Source organism: Streptomyces sp. NBC_00038 (genome assembly GCF_026343635.1).
Taxonomy (GTDB): domain Bacteria; phylum Actinomycetota; class Actinomycetes; order Streptomycetales; family Streptomycetaceae; genus Streptomyces.
Genome location: NZ_JAPELQ010000002.1, coordinates 425,794 through 445,494, shown reverse-complemented (window position 1 = coordinate 445,494; position 19,701 = coordinate 425,794). Strand labels below are relative to the sequence as shown.

The window sequence follows — 19,701 nt, the reverse complement described above, 5'->3', positions numbered from 1 at the left end:
CGCGGGGGAGGGGCGTGAACGGGCACTGGTTATGCTCGCGGGCATGCCCACAGCCATGGTGACCGGAGCGACAGCGGGAATCGGCGCGGCGTTCGCCCGGCGCCTGGCCGCGGACGGTTTCGGTCTTGTCCTGCTCGCCCGTGACACCGAGCGGCTCCAGCGGGCGGCGGAGGAGTACCGCGCCGCCCACGGGATCGAGGTGGAGATCCTCTCCGCCGACCTCGCCACCGAGGAAGGACTCGCCGCCGCGGAGCAACGGGCCGGTCAGGGCGTGGACCTGCTGGTCAACAACGCGGGCTTCGGGCAGCGCGGCGCCTTCCTCGGCACCGATCTGTCCGAGGAGCTCGCGATGCTGCGGGTGCACTGCGAAGCCGTACTGCGCCTCACGCGTGCCGCGCTGCCCGGCATGGTGGAGCGCGGGCGCGGGGGTGTCGTGAACGTGGCGTCCGTGGCGGCGTTCTTCCCCCGCGGCACCTACAGCGCCTCCAAGGCGTGGGTCGTCACCTTCAGTGAGAGCCTCCGGCAGGAGGTGAGCGGCAGCGGGGCCCATGTGATGGCCCTGTGCCCTGGCTGGGTGCGCACCGAGTTCCACGAGCGGTCGCGGATGGACACCTCGGGCATCCCCGACTCCCTGTGGCTGGACGCGGACGAACTTGTCGCCGCCGCGATCCGCGACTTCCGCCGCGGCGTTCCGGTGAGCATTCCCGACGCGCGCTACAAAGCCCTCGCCGGGCTCGGCCGTCTGCTGCCCCGTCGGCTCAACGCCCGGCTGTCCGCCGGGGCTGGCAGCCGCCACTCCTAGGCGGCCGGCTCGGCGGTCCAGGTGATGCGCGGGGGCTCGACCCGCGCGCACAGGGGTGCGCCGCACGCGTCCGTCAGGCCGAGGCGGCCGACGAGCAGGCCGTCACGTGCGGCGGCGGTGAGCACCTCGGCGGGGATGGCGTCGATCATCAGCTTGGCGCGGCGGAACATCGAGAAGACGCCCGACTCGTCCACCGTGCCCCACGACAGGTAGATGAACCGGCGGCCCAGACGGTCCTGCACGTAGGGGCCCTTCACGTCGGTGCCGGTCGGCGAGTCGGCCGTCGAGCACTCCAGCGTCCAGGTCGCCGAAGCTGCGTCGCCTGGCTGCGGGTCGAGGAGTTCGGCCGGTCTGTCGCGGCGCTGCACGGCGACATGGACGTTGCCGTAGGTCACCGCCTTGCCGTCGGCGGAGGCCGCGGGGGAGCAGTTCAGGCCGGGCAGATCGACAGCCTCGATACGGATGCGCATGCCCCCATCATTGCTCCCACGCCCGCAACGCGGTGCACGGGATCGGGCACTCGCCGACATGGCCCTTTTCTGCTTCTTCGCGAAGAAAGCGATCGCCTTTATCGGCGGCGGATTTCTTTCACACACTGGAAACGCTTCAAGAGGTTTACTGAAAACGGCTGACGCATCTCAACTGTCCATGGTCAAGGGCCTGTTGAGGGAAAGCCCTTGTCATGTTCATACTGTTTGATCGGGGGCTCAATTGGAGTTTCCTTTCGCTTTGACGTTGTCAGGGGCACCGAATTGAATAGACAGTCGAGCAGTGGACCGCGCCGTTTATGGGCTATTTCGGTGGCCGCGGCTTCGGTCACGGCACTCGTTGCCGGACTTGCCGTGACCCCGGCCGCCGCGGCGGGGAGTGGCGCTTCGTCCATACCGACCGCGGCGGACGCGAGCACCGCGCGGAACTGGATCACGCTCATCACCGGTGACCGCATCGCGGTCGACAACGAGGGCGAGCCCGTCTCCGTGGAGCGCCCGGCGGGCCGCGAGGACATCGCCATCCAGATACAGCGCGTCGAGGGCCACACCTACGCCGTACCCGTCGACGCCGAGCGCCTGGTCCAAGAGGGCCGCGTCGACCAGCGGCTCTTCGACCTCACCACGCTCAGCGAGCCCGCGTATCTGGCCCAGCAGCGCGACGGCCTCCAGCTCATCGTCACCTACCAGGGCACCCGCCCCGCCGTACGGCAGGACGTGCGCACCGCGGGCGACAACGAACTGCGGCGCTCCTTCGGTTCGTTCGACGCCGACGCGGTGACCACCCCGCGCGAGGACGCCACGGCCACCTGGGACGCGCTCACCAGCGATCCCGCCGACGCCGCCCCGTACCGTACGGCCGCGTCCGGCGTCGACACCGTCTGGCTGGACGACATCCGCACGGCCGACCTGGACACGAGCGTGCCGCAGATCGGCGCCCCCACGGCCTGGGAAGCCGGCTACGACGGCACCGGCACGACCATCGCCGTCCTGGACACCGGCGTCGACCAGAGCCACCCCGACCTGGCCGGCCAGGAGATCGCCGAGAAGAACTTCACCACCTCCCCGGACGCCAAGGACCGCTTCGGCCACGGCACCCACGTCGCGTCCATCGCCGCCGGTACGGGAGCCAAGTCCGCGGGCAAGTACACAGGCGTCGCACCGGGCGCGAAGATCCTCGACGGCAAGGTCCTCAACGACAGCGGCTCGGGCACCACCTCCGCGATCATCGCCGGTATGGAGTGGGCCGTCGCGCAGGGTGCCAACGTTGTCAACCTGAGCCTGGGCGGCCTCGACAGCCCGGGCATCGACCCGCTGGAGGAAGCGGTCAACCGGCTCTCGGCCGAGACCGACACACTGTTCGTCATCGCCGCCGGGAACACCGGCATCGGCGCCGGGGCCGGAACGATCAACTCGCCCGGCAGCGCCGACGCCGCCCTGACCGTCGGCGCGGTCGACAAGAGCGACAAGCTCGCCGGTCTGTCCAGCCGCGGCCCACGGTCCGGCGACGGCGCCATCAAGCCCGACGTGACCGCGCCCGGCGTGAACATCGGTGCCGCCGCGGCGGCCGACAGCTACATAGCGCGGACCGGTACGCCCGTCGCGGACGGCTATGTGGCCATCTCGGGTACCTCCATGGCCACGCCGCACGTCGCGGGCGCCGCCGCCGTCCTCGCCCAGGAACACCCGGACTGGACCGGAGAGCAGATCAAGTCCACGCTGACCGGCTCCACGGTCTCCGGCGGCTACACGCCGTACCAGCAGGGCTCCGGCCGCATCGACCTCGCCCGGGCCGTCGACCAGACCGTAAGCGCCGGGCCGAACTCGCTCTCCTTCGGCCGGCAGGCGTGGCCGCACACCGACGACGAACTCCTCACCAAGCGCCTCACCTACCGGAACGACGGCACCGAACCGGTCACCCTCGACCTGGCCCTGACGGCCACCGGACCCGACGGAAAACCCGCCCCCGCAGGCGTGTTCACCGTGGAAGACCAGCAACTGACCGTCCCCGCAGGCGGCGAGGCGTCCACCACCGTCAGCGCGGACACCCGCGCGGGCACGCTCGACGGCATCTACAGCGCGTACGTCACGGCGAGCGGCGACGGCCAGACCGTCCGCACGGCGGCGGTCGTGGAGCGCGAAATCGAGTCCTACGACCTGACCTTCGAGCACATTGCCCGCAACGGCGCGCCCGCCTCGAGCTACAAGAGCCACTTCGTGGGCGTCGGCGGACTCGGCAAGGGCCGTTGGGGCGATCTGGGCAACGTGACCGGCACCGACACCATCCGGCTGCCCAAGGGGCGCTACTTCGTCAGCACCTCCTTCTACGTCTTCACCGGCTCCGCCTGGACGGGTGTGGACGTCATCAACCAGTCCAACCTGCAGCTCGACCACGACACGAAGGTGACCATCGACGAACGCACCGCGAAGCCCGTCGACATCACCCCGCCCGATCCGCAGGCGACACCCCTCTCGGGCTATGTCGGCGCGGAGATCACCACGTCCGAGTACTGGACCAGCGCCTCCTGGCTGCTCAGCAGCTTCAAGACCTTCACGTTCGGCACCGCCCACCTCGGGCCCGACGCCGCCCCCGGCGAGCTCCAGCAGCGGATCCAGGCCACCTTCCTGAACAACGCGACCGCCTCCGAGTACCACCTGGCGTACCAAGCCGCGGGTACCCGGTACACCGACGGCTTCGTCCGTGGCCCGAAGTCCGAGGAACTGGCGAAGATCTCCACCCGGCTCGGCTCGGCATCCCCGAACAAGCGCGGCTATCTGCTGATCCAGGCCGACACCGGCAAGGGACCGACCGGGGCCGAGTACATCGTCAGCCGCAACCTGCCGTACGAGCCCACGGTCTACGTGAACACCGACAACGCCACCAGATGGCAGTTGAACTTCCAACGGTACGACATCGCGACCAACCTCTTCGAAGCCCAGTACCTGGCTCCGTACACCGCGTACGAGCCGGGCAAGAGCTATCAACGAGCCTTCGGCGTCGGTGTGTTCGGGCCGAACCTCGGCACCGGGCAGGGGCTCTCCCGCACCGGTGACACGATCACCGGCACCCTCCCGCTGTTCGCCGACAGCGACGGCAACTCCATCCCGTTGACCTACGCCTCGGCGCGGACCTCACTCACCAGGAACGGCACCGAGGTCGGCACGAGCGACGATCCGCTGACCGGCACCGCGTCCTTCACGGTCCCGGCCCGTTCCGCCGCGTACCGGCTGACCACGACGGCGACCCGGGCCGGGGGCACGCCCGTCTCCAGCAAGGTGACCGCCAGCTGGACGTTCCGCTCGGAGAACGTCGCCGAGAAGACGGCGCTGCCGGTGTCGGTGGTCCGCTTCGCTCCGGCGCTCGCGGCGGACAGCACGGCCACCGCGGGCTCGACTCTGAAGATCCCGGTGACGGTGCAGGGCGCGGCTGCCGGGAAGCGTCTCGGCGCGCTGCGCGTGTACGTCTCGTACGACGAGGGCTTGCACTGGACCCTGCGGCCGGTCGTCGCCGGCAAGGTCACGGTCAAGACCCCGGAGGCGGGCGGCAGCGTGTCGCTGCGTGCCAAGGCGGTCGACAAGCGGGGCAACGCGGTGGATCAGACGATCCTCCGCGCGTACACGGCCCGGTAGTTCGCTGCCGGCCGCTCCCGCGCAGTGCTGCGGCCTGCGCGGGAGCGGCCTCGCGCTGCAGGGCTCGATGGGCCGGAGATCAGGCCGGCCTCTCCACCTTCGTGGCCGTCTCCCAGGCAGGGACGGTTGTCCCGTCCGCCGTGGTGATCTCGAGAACCTCGCACTCCATGAGCCGGATGGCGGCGAACAGGCGCTGTTGGACCCGTTCCCCGTCCTCGGGCGGAAAGCCGATCCGGATCTGGTGGGGGCGGGACACGTCGTAGGTGAGCAGCCAGCCGCTGTCGACGGTCGCGAAATGGTCCTGCCCCGATTCGTCGTCCTCCGACCGCCACGTTCCCCGGTCTGCGGTGGGGGCCAGGGCTGCCCGGAGAATCCGCAGGCGTTCGGGATGGGGGCGGGGCCCTTGGGACAGACGCAGGCACCGGTCGACGCGGGGCCGGAAGGTGTTGAACCAGGGCGCGAGGTGCGGTTCCATGCCCACGAGCAGGCGGGAGTCGAGGCGTCCGTCGGCCCAGCTTTCGACGAACTCCGCCGCTCCCGGTGCGAAGGTCTCGTAGTTTCCGTCCCTGCCCCAGACCACGACCGGCCAGTCCCGCGGCTCCCCGGCCGTGCGCCAGCACAGCCGGTCGGCGTCCATGGTCGTACCCCAGATCAGGAGTCCGTCCTTGGCCGCCGACGGGCGCCCGCTCTGCCACTCGACGCCGTTGTACGGATTCGTGCCGAACGGCGTCCTCAGGTAGAGGAAGTCGCAGAACTCGCCCCAGCCGTAGTTCTCGACAAGCCACTTGTAGTCATCGGGCAGCCGCACCCCCAGCTCACCCTCGACGACGGTCCACTCCCCGTGGGCCTCGACCGGCTCCGCCGGCGGCGCCACGAGCCGCACCAGGCCGTCATGACCCATCAGGGCACATCGGGCCGTGCGAGCGCTCTCGCGATGGGCTCTCCGGTGCGCTGCGCGTAGTTCATCCGCTCGCGGACCTCGCGCAGCGTGCGGGGCCGGAATCTGGAGCCGCCGCAGCAGCTCTTGTGGAAGCGCACGCCCGCGTTCAGCAGAACGGTGAGCGTCCGCCATGCCGCGGTGTCGCGCCGCCGGGGCGCGGCGAAGGCCGATCCGACATGGATCAAGGGCTCTGTGCAGCGCGGACAGATCCGCTGCCGCTCCGTGTCGAAAGGCTGCTTGTAGGAGGCCCGGCAAGGCAGGCAGACGTACGAGGTCTTCGCATGGGCCATGTGAGGAGCGTACGCATGCCCCCAGCACGAATTCGACAGATTTTTGTGGCCGGACTTACGCCTCCGCTCCGGCAGGGATCAGCTCCGGCATGACTGCCTGTGGCAGAGACGGGTTGGCGGCCGCGGCTTCCGCCACTTGCCAGTCGTCGTCGGAGAGCAGTTCGACCATGACGTGCGGAGGCAGGGCGGGGTGGCCGGCGGCTATGGGCCGGGCTTGGCCGTCGGTCAGACAGGCGAGCAGGGCCGGGGCCGTGGCGTTGGGGTGACGGGCGATCTCGCGGAAAGCCTTCTGAACCGGCGGTTCGTGACGGGCCAGGTCCTCAAGGAGTGCCGGTGACGCGGCGGGGTTGGTGGCCACCTTGGCGACGACCCGGACCCCGTGCCGGTCGACCAGGGCCCGCAGTTGGGCTTCGGAGAGGCCCGGATGCGGTGCGATGGACTTGGCCACCTTGGCGTCGGGGTCGAGGGCCAGCAGATCGCGGATCCCGGTCGGCAGGTCGCGTCGTTGGGCAACCAGCATCCGCAGGGCCGGATTCGTCGACCTGGCCATGTCCTCGACCTCGGCCGGAGAAGCGGCGGCGATCCGGGGCAGCACGGTCGGGCCGATCCTGGTCACGGCGGCCAAGTGGCCGAGCACGTCGAGCGGCACACTCGGGTTGTGCGCGAGCCCGCGCCGTACGCTCCGGTCGAGGTCGGTGGCCAGCGCGCGGATCTGGGCGTCGCCGATCGCAGGGTTCTCGGCGAGGTCGCCGCGTACACCCGGAGTGGGGTCATGGGCGAGCCGTTCCCAGAGATCCGGTGGCAGGTCGGGCCGGGCGGCGAGTTGGCAGCGCAGCAGCATTGAGGGATGGTCGGCGAAATCGACGACGGCGTCGACAGGCGTGGCCGGGTTCCGCAGGGCCGACAGCCACATGTCGTGCACGGTGGACTCGTGGGAGCCGTCGCAGGAGGCCCCCGGGAGCAGATCGCAGTCGGGCCGCGGACACTGCGGATCGTGCACGAACGGCGTCCGTTCACGGTCGCAGACCAGGCACCTCTGAGCCGAAGGCAGCCCCTCGCCGGTGACCAGCATCGCCAGTACGGCCGGTGGTGTCGCCTCGTTCGCAGCCACCGCGCGGCGGACCTCGGCATGCGGATGGCTCGCAAGCCCGGTGGCCATGTCCGCCGCGGCCCGCAGCGCGAGTTCGGCGACGACTCGTACGTCCGGGTCGGCGGCGAGTGTCTCCACAACATCGGGCGGAAGGCCGGGGCACGCGGCCAGTTTCTCCCGGTGCTCGGCGACGGGATCGGCCGCGAAGAGGCGTGCCCACTCCGGCCTGCCCGCCTGCTGGTCGAGCAGAGCGAGCGCGGCTCGCGGCTGGGTCACCGGGTCGATGTCGGAGGCGGTCAGCCGCCCCTCGTACGCGAGTTGCACAGCGGTCCCGTCGGTCCGCGAGGCGAGTGCGACCACCTGCGCGTGGCTGAGGTCCGGGCGATACGCCAGCTCCCAGTCGACGGCGTCGTCCGCGAGCGCGATCAACTGGTCGATCAGCCGGGAGGGAAGGGAGGCATTGGCGGCGAGCCCGCACAGCACAGGGTGCACAGGGGCATCCTGCCCGGGACTTCGTCGAACCGCCCCTGGATTATGGGGCCGGCAGGCGAACGCCGAGTTCAGGGCTGTGGCGGGGGATCGGTGTGCTGTAGGACGAACACCGCTTCGGTGGTACGGCACAGTGCCTGGACCGCGCGGCGCAGCGACCCCCAGGAAGCCAGCCAGAGGAGGAGTCCGACGGGGGCCGCGGGCCACCACCAGGCGCCGAGGATGATGAAGGCGAGGCTCCACGCGAGCGCCTCGCACGCCGCGTCATAGGCGTCCCGGGCTTCGCTCAGCGCGGCGCGGGAGGTGTCCGGTGCGGCGAGGAGCAGCCTGGTCCACTCGCTTGCGACCTCCGATCCCGTCTCCGCCCGGACGTGCGCCTCGGTTGCGCGGAACCGGTCGCCCGACCAGGTGGGGGAGTCGGGCCTGGCCGACCCGGTACGAGCCCTGCGCGCGTCGAGCCGATCCGCCCGCAACTGCCTTCCGGCGGCGCGTGAGCGGACAGCCTCCCTCCCGATCTCCTCGGGATGCGCCCAGCGCCGCATACGCCACGCGGTGAGCCGTCGTCCCAGCGGCATCAGCCACCAGGGCCAGGCACCGGACGCCAGCGCGCCGATCGCGCCCGCGGCGAAGGGCACCGCGAACGCCGCTGCCATCACCGCCACGGCCACGAGTACGAGCGACGCGGCGCCGTCCGCGGACAGGCCGCCGCTCAGCCGCAGAGCACCGGCGATCCGCTCGCGGGCGAGCCCGAGGTCGTCCCAGCGGCGCTGGCCGAGCTGCCCGCCGCCCACGGCCGCGACCACGACGAACAGCGCTGCGGGCAGCAGCCGCCGCAGGAACCACCCATCGGGTATGCGCTTTTGGAGTTCGACGAGCAGTCCCAAGTCGCTCAGCCGCCCACGAGGTGCATCGGCCGCCCGGCCAAGGAACACGTCGGCGTGTCCGGGGCCCCCGCCCCCATGCGCAGGTCCACCCGGGCACAGCGGCCCGTGGGGCATACCCAGCCGGCCGACCGCGGCGTGGGCCCGGCCGGCCATTCGCCCACACCCATGGTGGAGCGCAGACCGAGGCCACCGGGGACACCGGCCTCCTCGGCCGCGTTGTGCAGCGCGCGTACGGCGTCCCGCCACTCGCCGGCGGACGGGTCACCGTCCCGGACGACCGCGAAGGAAGCCTCCCAGGGTCCCGGGCCGACCAGCTCACGTACCGCTTCGACGTTGCGGCACAGGTATTCGACGGCATCCTCGTAAACCCTGCGCGCCTTCGCCCCGTCCCCCACCGCAGACTCCCTGAAAGCCCCGAGAACCACTGCCCTCTGACGTGGACTCAGACTAATGTAAGAAGAGATGACTGAGCTTCAGGAACGAGTGGTCGCACGCCTCGTAGCAGCTCAGAACGCTCGCGATCCCGCACCGCTTCGCGGGGAGGACGCGGTGGGCGACGCGCTGGCCCTGCTGTGCGAGGCGGCACCGTCGCCCGAGGGAGCGATCGATCTTGAGAAGGTCGCCGCCGTCTGCTGGACCTTCTGGCTTCGTCATCAGGGCCCCGAGGACCCGGACGCGCAGCGAGACGTGACGATCATCCTGAGTACCTTCGGGTTCCTGTGCCCGCGCGTGCCCGAGGACGCGCAGCTTCCCCAGCCCCTGCGAGACGCGTTCGACCCCGCTGATCCGGCGCACGAGGCGCGGTTCTCCTACCTCGTGAGTTCCGCGTACGGCGATGCCTTCGGTGCACTGGATCTCGGCGAGACCGACCGGTCGGCCGTCCTGGACCGCGCGCTCGCCTGGTCCGACGCGGCGATCGAGGATCTGCCGGACGGCCATGAGGGGTTCGTCGAGTTGGCGTTCCACAGCCTCGGGCTCCACGCGGCGCGTTTCCATCTCGCGGCGGACCCGGACTCACTTGCCGCTGCCGCCCGGCACGCCGCAGCCGTCTGTGAACGGCTGGATGCCGTCGGGCCTGAGGGGGCCGAGGCGGTCGCGGTCGCCCTCGGGACCCTGGTGGACGCCGCACGGCTGCTCGGTGAACCCTCGCTCGCCGAGGTCGAGCGGCTGGTGGGAGCCGCACCGGACGGAGCCCTGCCCCCGGAGGCGGCCGAGGGACTGCGATTCCTGCGCGAGCTGTACGCCCAACCCGTCGCCTGGCCCGGGGAAGTGGACCTGCACGTCGGCGCGCTCATCGCTGACGCGGGCATTCTCGAACACGACGCGAGCCGCGTCGCCTGCGCGGTCCGGCGGCTTCGCGCGGCGCTCGCCCACACCCCCACCGGCCATCCGGCCCATCCCTTCGCCACCGCCGCCCTGAGCCGGGCGCTCACGGCCTTCGCGCGGGAGCGCGGTGATGAGGAGGCGGCACGGGATGCTGTCGAACTGCTCGCGAGCCTCGACGTATTGAGCGAGGCGGACGGGGAACTCGCCGTCGCCTACCGGGAATTGACCGACCTGCTGGAGGACGGCGACCCCGAACGGCTGCGGAATGCCGGGCCCTTGCTCGGCCACTTCGTCGAGCAGCTCAGGGAGCGCGCCGCACACGACACCGGATCCGTACCCGCCCCGGACATCGACCTCGAAATCCTCGACCTGATGGCCGCCATCACCGGAGGCCCCGGCGAGGTCTCCTCCGACGAGCGGATCGCCAGGTACCGCACCGCCCTGGCCGGACTCCCCGCCGACCAGCCGCGCCGCTACGCCTACGTCGCCGTACTGGCAGCCCTCACCGGAACGCGTGCGCAGACTCTGCTCGACAGCGATCCCGCCGGCGCGGACCGGCTGACCGCAGAGGCAAGGACACTGACCGAAGAAGCGGCGGCCGACGCCCCGGCCGACTTCCTGCCGCTCGGACTGCTGCGCCGTGGCCTTTACGAGGCCGCACTGTCCGTCGCCGCGGTGACGACACAGACCGACGAACAGGACGACGCGGCGGACCTGCAAGAACTGGCCAAACTGGTCTCCACGGTGTCCCGCCTCGACGACATCGGGATCGAGGACCCGGCACACCTCGACTCCGACATCGCGGCTCTGCGGGAGATGCTCGAGGACACCGGAGAGGTCGACCCCTCCCTGCGGGCGCTCCTCGCGGGGGCGCTCGGCAGTGCGCTGTCCGCCCGCGGCAGCAGCACCGGAGATCCCACCACCGTCGACGAGGCCGTCCCCCTGCTGCGCTACGCGCGCTCGCACGCGCCCGACCTCCCCCGAGAGGTCGATCAGATCCTCGCCTTCGCCCTCACGTCCTGGTCGTTCGGGCGCTTCGACGCGGAGGCGGCGCGAGAGGCGTCCGCGCTCCTCGCCACCGCGGCGACCGAAGGAGCACCGGCGGACACCGACATGGCCCTGCTGTCGGCCCGTACCGAATTCTTCAACGCCTTGGGCAACTACGTGATCGGCCACGAGCCGGGTCAACTCGAACGTGCCCGGGAACTCGCGTCGCGCCTCAAGGACCTCACCGGCCGAGCGGCCGCCCATGGCGGGGACGGTCCGCCCGTGCCCGATGTGACGGGCGACGCCATGCTCGACCTGATCGAAACCATCGGACCCGGCGGCGGCCCGCGGTCCGACCTCACCGACAGCCATGTCGACCAGTGCCGCAGCACGTTCGCGGCGTGTCCCGACGGTGATCCGATGCGGCTCTTCACCGCGTCCACGCTCATGCGGGCGCTCACGCAACGGGCCTTCCTGGTGCGGGGCACCGATCCGGAGCGTTCGGCGCACCTCGTGGCAGAGGCCGACGACGTACTCAGCGCCGTCGAAGGGCAGGCACCCGAGGGCTGGGCCGACACGATGCGCACCTTCATCGGCGTCATCGGACAAGGGCGGCTGCCTCCCATGTCCCCGTCCGAGCGGCCGCCCCAGACGCCGTCCAAGGCCCCCGCGAACGTCGTGGAGGCGATGATGGCGGCTCTGAGCGCCCGCCTGTCCGGCACCGAGGATCCCGGCGCTCTGCGCGACCCCATGGTTCCGGTGTGGTTCCGGGCACACGCGGAAATCGGGTCCGCGGCTGGTGCACTGGGGAGAGGCCATGTCGACCTTGCCCTGTCCCACCTCGAAGCGGCTGTCGAGGCCATGGTCGACGTCACCGACCGGGGGAGCGACCAGCAGACGGCGGAGCACGGTCTGACCTCGTTCGAGGGGGACATCCGACAGATCATCGAGCTGGTCCTCATCTCGGTCCTCGGCCGTCAGGCCGCCGCCGGTGCGCGGGACCTCGTCGACGAGCTCAAGAACGCCACGGCGGCCCTGCGGGAGCAACAGGTGCCGGACGCCCTGCCCGATCCCGCCGCCCTCGCCCTCAAACTCCGCGTCGTCACGGGACCCGACGTCGACCGCGCCGCCGAGTTGCTCGAGCGCGGGCGCGGGCTGCTGCTGGCACGGCGGATCGAGGCCCGCGCCGACATGGGCGAGCTGTGGTCGGCGCACCCCGCGCTGGCCCGCGAGTTCGAGCGGCTGACCGACCACCTCGCAGCCGAGCCCGACGTGCCCGGCCCGGCACCCACCGGGCAGGCCGAGTGGTCACGCCTCGCCAGGCTCCGCGCGTCACGCGAACTCGACGAGCTGATCGGGCGCATCCGCACCCAGCCGGGGTTCGACGGTTTCCTGCGCCCGCTCTCCGCCGAGCAGTTGCGCTCCCTCGCGGCCGACGGCCCGATCGTCGTCCTCAACCACGCGCGACGCCACTGCCACGCCCTCGTCGTGACCGCGCAGTCGATCACCGCCCTTCGCCTCGAAGCCGAGTCGGACGAGATCACCGACGTGGCCCGGCGCCTGCGCGAGGCCGTCGACGCCATCAACGCGCACGGCTCGGCCAGACCGTCCCCGGCACAACTCATCGCCGCAGGGGCCACGATGCGCGAGACGCTGGCGTGGACCTGGCACACGATCGTGCGTCCGGTCCTCGACCTCGTCGGGTCGGCCGGCCCGGTTCCTGACGGTGCCCCGTGGCCACGGGTCTGGTGGGTGCCCACGGGGGCCTTCAACGCACTGCCGCTGCACGCGGCGCAGTGCACGCTGCCCGACTGCGAACTCGACGGCTGCGGCGCCGCGTTCGACGCCGTGGTGTCGTCGTACGTGCCGGGGTTCCAGACCCTGTCGTACGCGCGCACCCGCGCCGAGCACCGCGACACCGCCGACAACCGCAGCGCACTGCTGGTCGCATCCCCCGAGGAAGAGCTGCCCGGCGTCGCGGGCGCGGCCGGCTACGCGGCCGGACTGCTCGGCGCACGCGAGCCACTGGTGGGCGCCGCCGCGACCCGCGAGGCCGTGCTCGCCGCCCTCGGCAGCACCCCCTGGGCGCACTTCGGCTGCCACGCGGCCACCGACCCGACGGAACCCTCCGGCGCCCTGCTCCACCTGCCGAGCGGCGAGCCACTGTCCGTCCTCGAGATCTGCCGGGCACGACCGCAGTCGGCACGGCTCGCCTTCCTCGCGGCCTGCGGCACCGCACGCACCTCCGAGCGACTCACCGACGAGGCCGTCCACATCACCAGCGCGTTCCTCCTCGCCGGTTTCCCCGCAGCGGTCGGAACACTCTGGGAGATCGACAGCACCCACGCCGACCACGTCACCCGGGACTTCTACCGCCGCGCCTCGGGCGACACCGCCGACACCTCCGCCCACGCCCTCCACCACACCGTCCGAGAGCTACGGCGCCGGATACCGGACCGCCCGCATGTCTGGGCGGCGTACGTCCACGCGGGGAGCTGAACGTTCCTCCCCGGTCGGGGGTTCATGTGCCGCGTCGAGGATGATCTCGTCCGGTGTCATCGAACGGGGAGGACTCGCTGTGCGCGGTTACTGGGATCCGCTGCCCACGGCCCGGCGGCTCGTCGCGGCCGTGGAGACGACGGGTGAAGTCTTCTCGGGCGTATGGGCGGAACGGAACTGGCGCAACATTCCGGGCCCGTTCTACGGTGCGGCCACCGACTCCTTGATGCTGGGCAGGATGGACGCGCCGCACCACATCGCGTACGACGACGACCTCGGCGACGGCTTCCGAACGGAGTTCGTCTACCGCCAGCCCGGGAACGAGGCGGAGACCGAAGCCGTGATCGGGGCCGCTCAAGTGGAGCTGTACAGCGGATACGGCTGGGACGGCGACGACCACTGGACACCGGCCACCGTCCGCGCCTGGTGGCGCGACCGGGGACGGGGCCGCAACTGGGCCCTGGCCATCGCGGCCGACTGGGCCGCCGACACCCATCCCGACTGGGGCAGCAACGGCTCCGCCCAGTACCGCCCCCATTACCACGAGGCCGCCCAGGGCCACTTGGACTTCGTCGCCCACATCGACGACGGGCTGGAGGCGTACCTCCGCGGCTATATCTTCTGGTTGGACCGGCGCCGCGCACCGCGCCGCTGGGAGGCTCTCCCGGTCCTCTAGGACCTGTCCGGCTGGGGGAGTTCGACTCCCGGCGGTCACGGTTTCCGGGCGACGGCGCCGAACTGCGGGACTGCGGCGGGGGATTCGGTCTCGGCGTGCCATTGCGAGCAGGAGACGATTCCCGGGGTGATCAGTTCCAGGCCGTCGAAGAAGGCAGTGATCTCCGCCCGGCTGCGGGCGGTGATCGGCGGGGTGGCGTTCTTGTTCCAGAAGGCCATGGCCTCGATGTTGCCCTGACCGCCGAGGTCGGCGTCGGTGGTGGGGTGGGTCAGGGCGAGGTAGCTGCCGGAGGGGACCGCCGCCATGACACGGTGCACGATGTCCTGTGCCTGGCCGGTGTCGAGGACGAAGTTGAGGATGCCCAGCATCATGACGGCGACGGGCCGGTCGAGGTCGAGGGTCACCGTGGCGCCCTCGACGATGGTGTCGGGCTGGTGGACGTCGGCGTCGATGTAGTCGGTGGTCCCCTCCGAGGTGCCGGTCAGCAGGCTACGGGCGTGGACGAGCACGATGGGGTCGTTGTCGACGTACACGATCCGCGACTCGGGCGCGATCCGCTGGGCGATCTGATGGGTGTTGTCCATCGTCGGAAGACCGGTGCCGATGTCCAGGAACTGCCGTACCCCGCGGTCGGCGGCCAGGTACCGGACCGCGCGGCCGAGGAAGTCGCGGTCGGCGCGGGCCACGTCCCGGATGACGGGGAACATCGAGGCGACCTGCTCGCCCACCTGCTGGTCGACCTCGTAGTTGTCCTTGCCGCCGATCCAGTAGTTCCAGACCCGGGCGTTGTGCGCCACGGAGGTGTTCAGCCTCGCCGATCCGTCCGACGGGCGCTCGCTCTCACTCATGACTTCCCCTCTCCGCACACCCGCGAGGTGCTCGGCGAACCCGCGGCGGCAGCGGGCCGTCGCCGCCGCTTTGCGGTCAGTTGTGCTGTCAGTTGATCACGGCGAGGAGTGTCTACGACACAAGACCGAACACATCCGGTTCATCGGCTGAGTAGTCTTCGAAATATGCGGATCTCCGTCTCCTCGGACATGGACGAACCCGTGGCCCGCCAACTGGTCACGGAGTTGCGCGCTCGCGGCCACGAGGTACTGACGCACGGGGCGCTCCGACCCGGGGACACCACCCAGTGGGCGTTCTGCTCGGAGGCGGCCGCCCGGGAGGTCGAAGCCGGGACGTCGGACCAGGCGGTCGTCTGCTGCTGGACCGGCACGGGCGCGTCGATCGCCGCGAACAAGGTGCCGGGGGTACGGGCGGCCCTGTGCACGGACGCGTACACGGCGGACGGCGCACGCCGCTGGAACGACGCCAATGTGCTGGCGCTGAGCCTGCGGCTGACCTCCGAGCCGCTGCTCAGGGAGATCCTCGACGCCTGGTTCGGCGCCCAGGCCGGCGGCGACGCCGACGACCGGGAGAACGTGGCACACATCGGACGCCTCGACCTCGGCAGGACCGGCCCGTAGCGGAGCCCAGCCACCGCTACGGGGCTCCGGCGCCCTCAGCCGATCGGTTCGGGCATCGGAATCACGTCGTAGGCCAGGCGGATCGTGTCTCCGGTCGCCGGGTCGCCCAGCTCCACGCGCCAGCTCTCGGCGAACTGGTCCACGTCCTCGGTCATGGGGATGGTCCCGGAGATGAGGACGGTGCCGGGGACCAAGTCGCCCCGGGAGCGCAGCACTTCGGCCCAGTAGCCCGGAGTGAGCAACTCGGCGAGCGTGCCGCTCTGGATCTCGGACTCCCTGCCGTCGTGGGTGACCCAGGCCCGCAGGGTGAGCTCGTCGAGGCGTGCCTCGACGTCGGCCAGCCGCCAGGCCCGGCGGGCGAGCACGTCCGGGCCCGCGTTCTTGCTCCAGGCGACCCCGTGCACTTCGAGATCCCGGTCGGTGTGGTCGCAGGCGGCGGTGAGCAGCAGTTCACCGTCCGCCGCGACGACCAGGGCCCACTCGGCCTCGCCGGAGGTCCGGGCGTGCTGGGCGGCGACCGTGCCGGTCTGCTGGGCGAGATAAGGGGAGACGGGATAGAGCGCCGGGGTCACGGACGGCGCGGGCACGCCGAGCTCGGCCAGCTCGGCGACGTGCGCGGCGACGTCCCTCTGGCTGCGCCCGGCGTATCCGGCGTTGAGTACCTGCCGGACATCGACGGCACGGGTGGAACCGTCGGGCAGTTCGAAGGTCAGCAAGGCCACGGGAACTCCTGAGGATGTCGGTTTCGAAGCGGTTAACTTCCGGCGCAGGGGTTGCGCATACGACCTGTATACAAGAAGTATGCCGAAAGGTCGACGTCCCCCGACGCAAGGAACAGGCAGCATGCAGCACACCCAGCAGGCCACCAAGGCACCGCCGCCGGGCCGCTCCGGCATCCGCCGCGCCTTCTTCGCCAGCCTCACCGGCACCGCCCTGGAGTGGTACGACTTCGCGGTCTACTCGGCTGCCGCGGCGCTGGTATTCGGCGACCTCTTCTTCCCCTCCGAGGACCCCCTCACCGGCACCCTCCTGGCGTTCTCCACCTACGCCGTCGGCTATCTCTCCCGTCCCCTCGGCGGCTTCGTCTTCGGCCGTCTCGGCGATGTCATCGGACGCAAGAAGGTCCTCATCGCCACGCTGATCCTCATCGGCGTGGCCACCTTCCTGATCGGCCTGCTGCCCGCGTACGACACCGTCGGTGTCGCCGCGCCCATCGCCCTGGTCGTACTCCGCTTCGCCCAGGGCGTCGGCGTGGGCGGCGAGTGGGGCGGCGCCGTCCTGCTCTCCAGCGAGTTCGGCGACCCGCGCCGCCGCGGCTTCTACGCCTCCGCCGCACAGGTCGGACCGCCCGCGGGCAACCTCCTGGCGAACGGTGTCCTGGCCGCCCTCGGCGCACTGCTGACGGAGAATCAGTTCCTGTCCTGGGGCTGGCGCGTGGCGTTCCTGCTGTCCGGCGTCCTGGTCGGCTTCGGCCTGTGGATCCGGGCCAAGCTGGAGGAGACCCCGGTGTTCAAGGCGATGGAGGCCGAACAGACCCGGCCCGAGGCGCCGATCCGCGAGGTGTTCACCACCCAGCCCCGCGCCCTGTGCGCGGCCATCCTGTGCCGGGTGGGCCCGGACGTGCTCTACGCGATGTTCACCGTCTTCGTCCTCACCTACGCCACCGGCGAGCTGGGCATGGCGCGCGGCTCCGCGCTGGCCGCCGTACTCATCGGCTCCTCACTCCAGATCTTCCTCATCCCCCTCGCCGGAGCACTGTCCGACCGGGTCAACCGGCGTCTGCTGTACGGCTGCGCAGCCGTGGCGGCGGGTGTGTGGCCGTTCGTGTTCTTCCTGATGGCCGACGGCGGCAGCTGGCCTCTCCTCGCGTTCGGCGTCGTCGTGGGCCTGGCCATCCACTCCGTCATGTACGGACCGCAGGCGGCCTTCATCGCCGAGCAGTTCTCGCCGCGGCTGCGCTACACGGGCTCCTCGCTGGCCTACACGCTCGCAGGCCTCATCGGCGGCGCGGTCGCCCCGCTGCTGTTCACCGCCCTGCTGAGCTCGTACGACAGCTGGGTTCCGCTGGCGCTGTACATCGCCGTCGCCGCGGCCGTCACCATCGCCGGCCTCTCGCTGGGCCGGAACGCGGACGACGCAACGGACGAGGAGTTGGCACGCGTCGCACCTGCCGCCGAACCCGCGGCCGAGGTTTCCTGATCCCGCGCTGCTCCCCACCCGCATCCGTCCCGACGCAGAGAGGCCGCCCGTGCGTATCGCCCTGAGCCAGTTCACCAGCGGACCCGAACCCGACAAGAACCTCGCACTCATCGAGGACGACACCCAGCGCGCCGCGGCCGCCGGAGCGCGCGTCGTCGTGTTCCCCGAAGCGTCGATGGCCTGCTTCGGTACCCCCCTGGCCCCGATCGCGCAGCCGCTCGACGGCCCCTGGGCTGACGCGGTCCGAGCCATCGCCGCAGCGGCCGGCACCGTCGTCGTGGCGGGCATGTTCACCCCGGCTCCGCACGGTCGGGTGGCCAACACCCTGCTGGCCACCGGCCAGGGCGTCGAGGCGGCGTACGACAAGATCCATCTGTACGACGCTTTCGGCTACGCCGAGTCGGACACGGTCGCCGCGGGCTCGCGGATCGTCACGATCGACATCGACGGCGTACGCATGGGGCTGGCCACGTGTTACGACGTCCGCTTCCCCGAACTGTTCCGGGCGCACGCCGACGCGGGTGCCGTATCGACGCTCCTTGCCGCGTCCTGGGGTGCCGGGCCGGGCAAGCGTGAACAGTGGGAACTGCTGGTCCGTGCCCGCGCCCTGGACGCCACCCTCTGGGTCGCGGCCGTGGACCAGGCCGACCCGGCAGCCGGGGGAGTGGCAGCGCACTCCTCGGCGCCCACAGGCATCGGGCACAGCATGGTGGTCGGCCCGGACGGGACCGTACGCGCGGGCTTGGACGCGGAGCCGGACCTGTTGATCGCCGACCTGGATGTCGACGAGGTCGCGGCGGTCCGCAAGAAGACGTCGGTGTTGGCCAACCGTCGTCTGGGGCGGGACTCATGAGCAAACCGGAGCTGGAGTTCCACCTGCCAGCGGGGCCCTGGACAGCGCCGGCCGGTGCCGCCGAGGGGATCGAAGAGCTCGTCCTCGCCGAGGACCCGGCCGGCGCGCACCGCACCACGCTCGTCCGGTGGGCGCCGGGCACCGACACGTCCGCCGACGGCGTGACCCGGCACGACTTCTGGGAAGAAGTCTGGATCCTCCAAGGCGATCTGCACGACCTCACCCTTGACGAGACGTTCCCGCAGGGCTCGTACGCCTGCCGCCCGCCGGGGATGCCCCATGGCCCCTGGACGGCGGCCGAAGGCGTCACCATGCTCGTCTTCACCTACCCGCAGACGTGACTCGGCCGCCTCTGCCTAACCGGCGAGCAGCACCTTCAGCGTCGACTGCAGATGACTGTCGATCGCGGCGCACGCGGCCGTCGCGTCACCGGCCGCGAGCGCGGTGAGGATGTCCTGGTGCTCGTGGAGCACCGCCTCCTGGCGGCCGTGCTGGTTGTAGAGCGCCACCACCCCCGCCCTGACCTGACGGCTGCGCAGCCCGTCGTAGTGCCGCTTCAGCAGCGCGTTGCCCACGGCGGACACGAGAGTGGCGTGGAAGAGGTGATCGACGGCGATGAACTCCTTGGCCTGGTCGGGACCGTTCAACTCCCGCTGCCGCTGCAGGAGTTCACCCAACTCCTGCAGCGGAGCCCGCTCCGCACCGATGACCTGCTGCGCCGCGTACCGTTCGACGATCCCGCGCAGCTCCATCAGCTCGGAGATCTCCCGGCCCGACAGCGGCGCCACACGCGCGCCGCGCTTGGGCACCAGCTCGACGAGATCCTCGGCCGCGAGCAGCAGCAGTGCTTCTCGGATGGGCGTGCGCGACACCCCGATCCGGTCGGCGATGTCCTGCTCCGAGAGGAACTCTCCCTGCATCGCCGGATCAGTCAGCACCGTGTCCTTGAGGTACGCGTACGCCTTCTCCCGACCGGACGCCACCACTACCCCCAGAGATCGCATACACCTTGTATACGGAAGTTACCACGCGGTCCACGGCGCTGCGCCGGCCTCGCGTACACCCGGTCCGAAGCCTCG

17 protein-coding genes are annotated in these 19,701 nt (G+C 71.1%); 8 read left to right on the top strand and 9 right to left on the bottom strand.

Going from position 1 to position 19,701, the window contains the following annotated elements; translation table 11 throughout:
* Positions 1-43: 43 nt before the first annotated feature.
* Positions 44-802 carry an SDR family oxidoreductase gene (locus OG219_RS45120; RefSeq protein ID WP_266837114.1) on the top strand — a complete coding sequence of 253 codons (759 nt, stop codon included), beginning with the start codon at positions 44-46 and terminating at the stop codon, positions 800-802.
* Here the strand turns inward: OG219_RS45120 and OG219_RS45115 are convergent.
* Complete coding sequence (locus tag OG219_RS45115) at positions 799-1,272, bottom strand: DUF5990 family protein (RefSeq protein ID WP_266837112.1); 474 nt, start codon at positions 1,270-1,272, stop codon at positions 799-801. The genes OG219_RS45120 and OG219_RS45115 overlap by 4 nt on opposite strands.
* Before the next feature lie 330 nt (positions 1,273-1,602).
* Between OG219_RS45115 and OG219_RS45110 the strand changes: the two genes are divergently transcribed.
* Complete coding sequence (locus tag OG219_RS45110; RefSeq protein WP_266837110.1) at positions 1,603-4,920, top strand: S8 family peptidase; 3,318 nt, start codon at positions 1,603-1,605, stop codon at positions 4,918-4,920.
* Positions 4,921-4,999: 79 nt separating this feature from the next.
* Here OG219_RS45110 and OG219_RS45105 read toward each other — a convergent pair whose 3' ends face one another.
* The 5 genes from OG219_RS45105 to OG219_RS45085 all read right to left on the bottom strand — a co-directional run bounded on the left by OG219_RS45105 (position 5,000) and on the right by OG219_RS45085 (position 9,008).
* Positions 5,000-5,821, bottom strand: a complete 822-nt coding sequence (locus OG219_RS45105) for an SMI1/KNR4 family protein (protein ID WP_266837108.1) — start codon at positions 5,819-5,821, stop codon at positions 5,000-5,002.
* Positions 5,821-6,150: a deoxyxylulose-5-phosphate synthase gene (locus OG219_RS45100; RefSeq protein WP_266837106.1), complete on the bottom strand. Its 330-nt coding sequence runs from the start codon at positions 6,148-6,150 to the stop codon at positions 5,821-5,823. The genes OG219_RS45105 and OG219_RS45100 overlap by 1 nt, the downstream gene beginning before the upstream one ends.
* Before the next feature lie 55 nt (positions 6,151-6,205).
* Complete coding sequence (locus OG219_RS45095; protein WP_266837104.1) at positions 6,206-7,732, bottom strand: hypothetical protein; 1,527 nt, start codon at positions 7,730-7,732, stop codon at positions 6,206-6,208.
* A 68-nt stretch (positions 7,733-7,800) separates the two neighbouring features.
* Positions 7,801-8,613 (bottom strand): hypothetical protein, encoded by an 813-nt coding sequence (locus OG219_RS45090; RefSeq protein ID WP_266837102.1) that lies wholly within the window; start codon positions 8,611-8,613, stop codon positions 7,801-7,803.
* 5 nt (positions 8,614-8,618) lie between these two features.
* Positions 8,619-9,008, bottom strand: coding sequence for a hypothetical protein (locus OG219_RS45085; protein ID WP_266837100.1), 390 nt, complete (start codon positions 9,006-9,008; stop codon positions 8,619-8,621).
* 67 nt (positions 9,009-9,075) lie between these two features.
* On the opposite strand from OG219_RS45085, the gene OG219_RS45080 reads away from it, so the two are divergent.
* Together OG219_RS45080 and OG219_RS45075 are read left to right on the top strand one after the other, a co-directional pair.
* Positions 9,076-13,425, top strand: coding sequence for a CHAT domain-containing protein (locus tag OG219_RS45080; RefSeq protein WP_266837098.1), 4,350 nt, complete (start codon positions 9,076-9,078; stop codon positions 13,423-13,425).
* 79 nt (positions 13,426-13,504) lie between these two features.
* Positions 13,505-14,101, top strand: a complete 597-nt coding sequence (locus tag OG219_RS45075; RefSeq protein WP_266837096.1) for a ferredoxin — start codon at positions 13,505-13,507, stop codon at positions 14,099-14,101.
* Between the two features lie 35 nt (positions 14,102-14,136).
* On the opposite strand, the gene OG219_RS45070 is transcribed toward OG219_RS45075, so the two are convergent.
* A complete protein-coding gene (locus OG219_RS45070) occupies positions 14,137-14,949 on the bottom strand; it encodes an SAM-dependent methyltransferase (RefSeq protein WP_266837094.1) in 813 nt (270 codons plus the stop codon).
* Positions 14,950-15,114: 165 nt separating this feature from the next.
* Here OG219_RS45070 and OG219_RS45065 point away from each other — a divergent pair, with 165 nt between their 5' ends.
* Positions 15,115-15,570 carry an RpiB/LacA/LacB family sugar-phosphate isomerase gene (locus OG219_RS45065; protein WP_266837092.1) on the top strand — a complete coding sequence of 152 codons (456 nt, stop codon included), beginning with the start codon at positions 15,115-15,117 and terminating at the stop codon, positions 15,568-15,570.
* A 35-nt stretch (positions 15,571-15,605) separates the two neighbouring features.
* Here OG219_RS45065 and OG219_RS45060 read toward each other — a convergent pair whose 3' ends face one another.
* The gene (locus OG219_RS45060; protein WP_266837090.1) at positions 15,606-16,292 is read right to left on the bottom strand and encodes a DUF2848 domain-containing protein; all 687 of its coding nucleotides are present in this window, start codon (positions 16,290-16,292) and stop codon (positions 15,606-15,608) included.
* Between the two features lie 121 nt (positions 16,293-16,413).
* Here OG219_RS45060 and OG219_RS45055 point away from each other — a divergent pair, with 121 nt between their 5' ends.
* The 3 genes from OG219_RS45055 to OG219_RS45045 are packed head-to-tail and all read left to right on the top strand — an operon-like array spanning position 16,414 to position 18,963.
* Positions 16,414-17,769 (top strand): MFS transporter, encoded by a 1,356-nt coding sequence (locus OG219_RS45055; protein ID WP_266837088.1) that lies wholly within the window; start codon positions 16,414-16,416, stop codon positions 17,767-17,769.
* A 49-nt stretch (positions 17,770-17,818) separates the two neighbouring features.
* On the top strand, positions 17,819-18,622 hold the full coding sequence (locus OG219_RS45050; RefSeq protein WP_266837086.1) for a nitrilase-related carbon-nitrogen hydrolase: 804 nt from the start codon (positions 17,819-17,821) through the stop codon (positions 18,620-18,622).
* Positions 18,619-18,963, top strand: a complete 345-nt coding sequence (locus OG219_RS45045) for a cupin domain-containing protein (protein ID WP_266837084.1) — start codon at positions 18,619-18,621, stop codon at positions 18,961-18,963. Before OG219_RS45050 ends, OG219_RS45045 begins: the two co-directional genes overlap by 4 nt.
* Before the next feature lie 15 nt (positions 18,964-18,978).
* Here OG219_RS45045 and OG219_RS45040 read toward each other — a convergent pair whose 3' ends face one another.
* Complete coding sequence (locus tag OG219_RS45040) at positions 18,979-19,605, bottom strand: GntR family transcriptional regulator (RefSeq protein ID WP_266837962.1); 627 nt, start codon at positions 19,603-19,605, stop codon at positions 18,979-18,981.
* Between the last annotated feature and the right edge of the window lie 96 nt (positions 19,606-19,701).

Excerpts from the sequence above, each read along its gene's own strand:
- OG219_RS45120 (WP_266837114.1), top strand. The coding sequence starts at position 44 with ATGCCCACAGCCATGGTGACCGGAGCGACAGCGGGAATCGGCGCGGCG.
- OG219_RS45115 (WP_266837112.1), bottom strand. The coding sequence starts at position 1,272 with ATGCGCATCCGTATCGAGGCTGTCGATCTGCCCGGCCTGAACTGCTCC.
- OG219_RS45105 (WP_266837108.1), bottom strand. The coding sequence starts at position 5,821 with ATGGGTCATGACGGCCTGGTGCGGCTCGTGGCGCCGCCGGCGGAGCCG.
- OG219_RS45100 (WP_266837106.1), bottom strand. The coding sequence starts at position 6,150 with ATGGCCCATGCGAAGACCTCGTACGTCTGCCTGCCTTGCCGGGCCTCC.
- OG219_RS45080 (WP_266837098.1), top strand. The coding sequence starts at position 9,076 with ATGACTGAGCTTCAGGAACGAGTGGTCGCACGCCTCGTAGCAGCTCAG.
- OG219_RS45070 (WP_266837094.1), bottom strand. The coding sequence starts at position 14,949 with ATGAGTGAGAGCGAGCGCCCGTCGGACGGATCGGCGAGGCTGAACACC.
- OG219_RS45065 (WP_266837092.1), top strand. The coding sequence starts at position 15,115 with ATGCGGATCTCCGTCTCCTCGGACATGGACGAACCCGTGGCCCGCCAA.
- OG219_RS45055 (WP_266837088.1), top strand. The coding sequence starts at position 16,414 with ATGCAGCACACCCAGCAGGCCACCAAGGCACCGCCGCCGGGCCGCTCC.
- OG219_RS45045 (WP_266837084.1), top strand. The coding sequence starts at position 18,619 with ATGAGCAAACCGGAGCTGGAGTTCCACCTGCCAGCGGGGCCCTGGACA.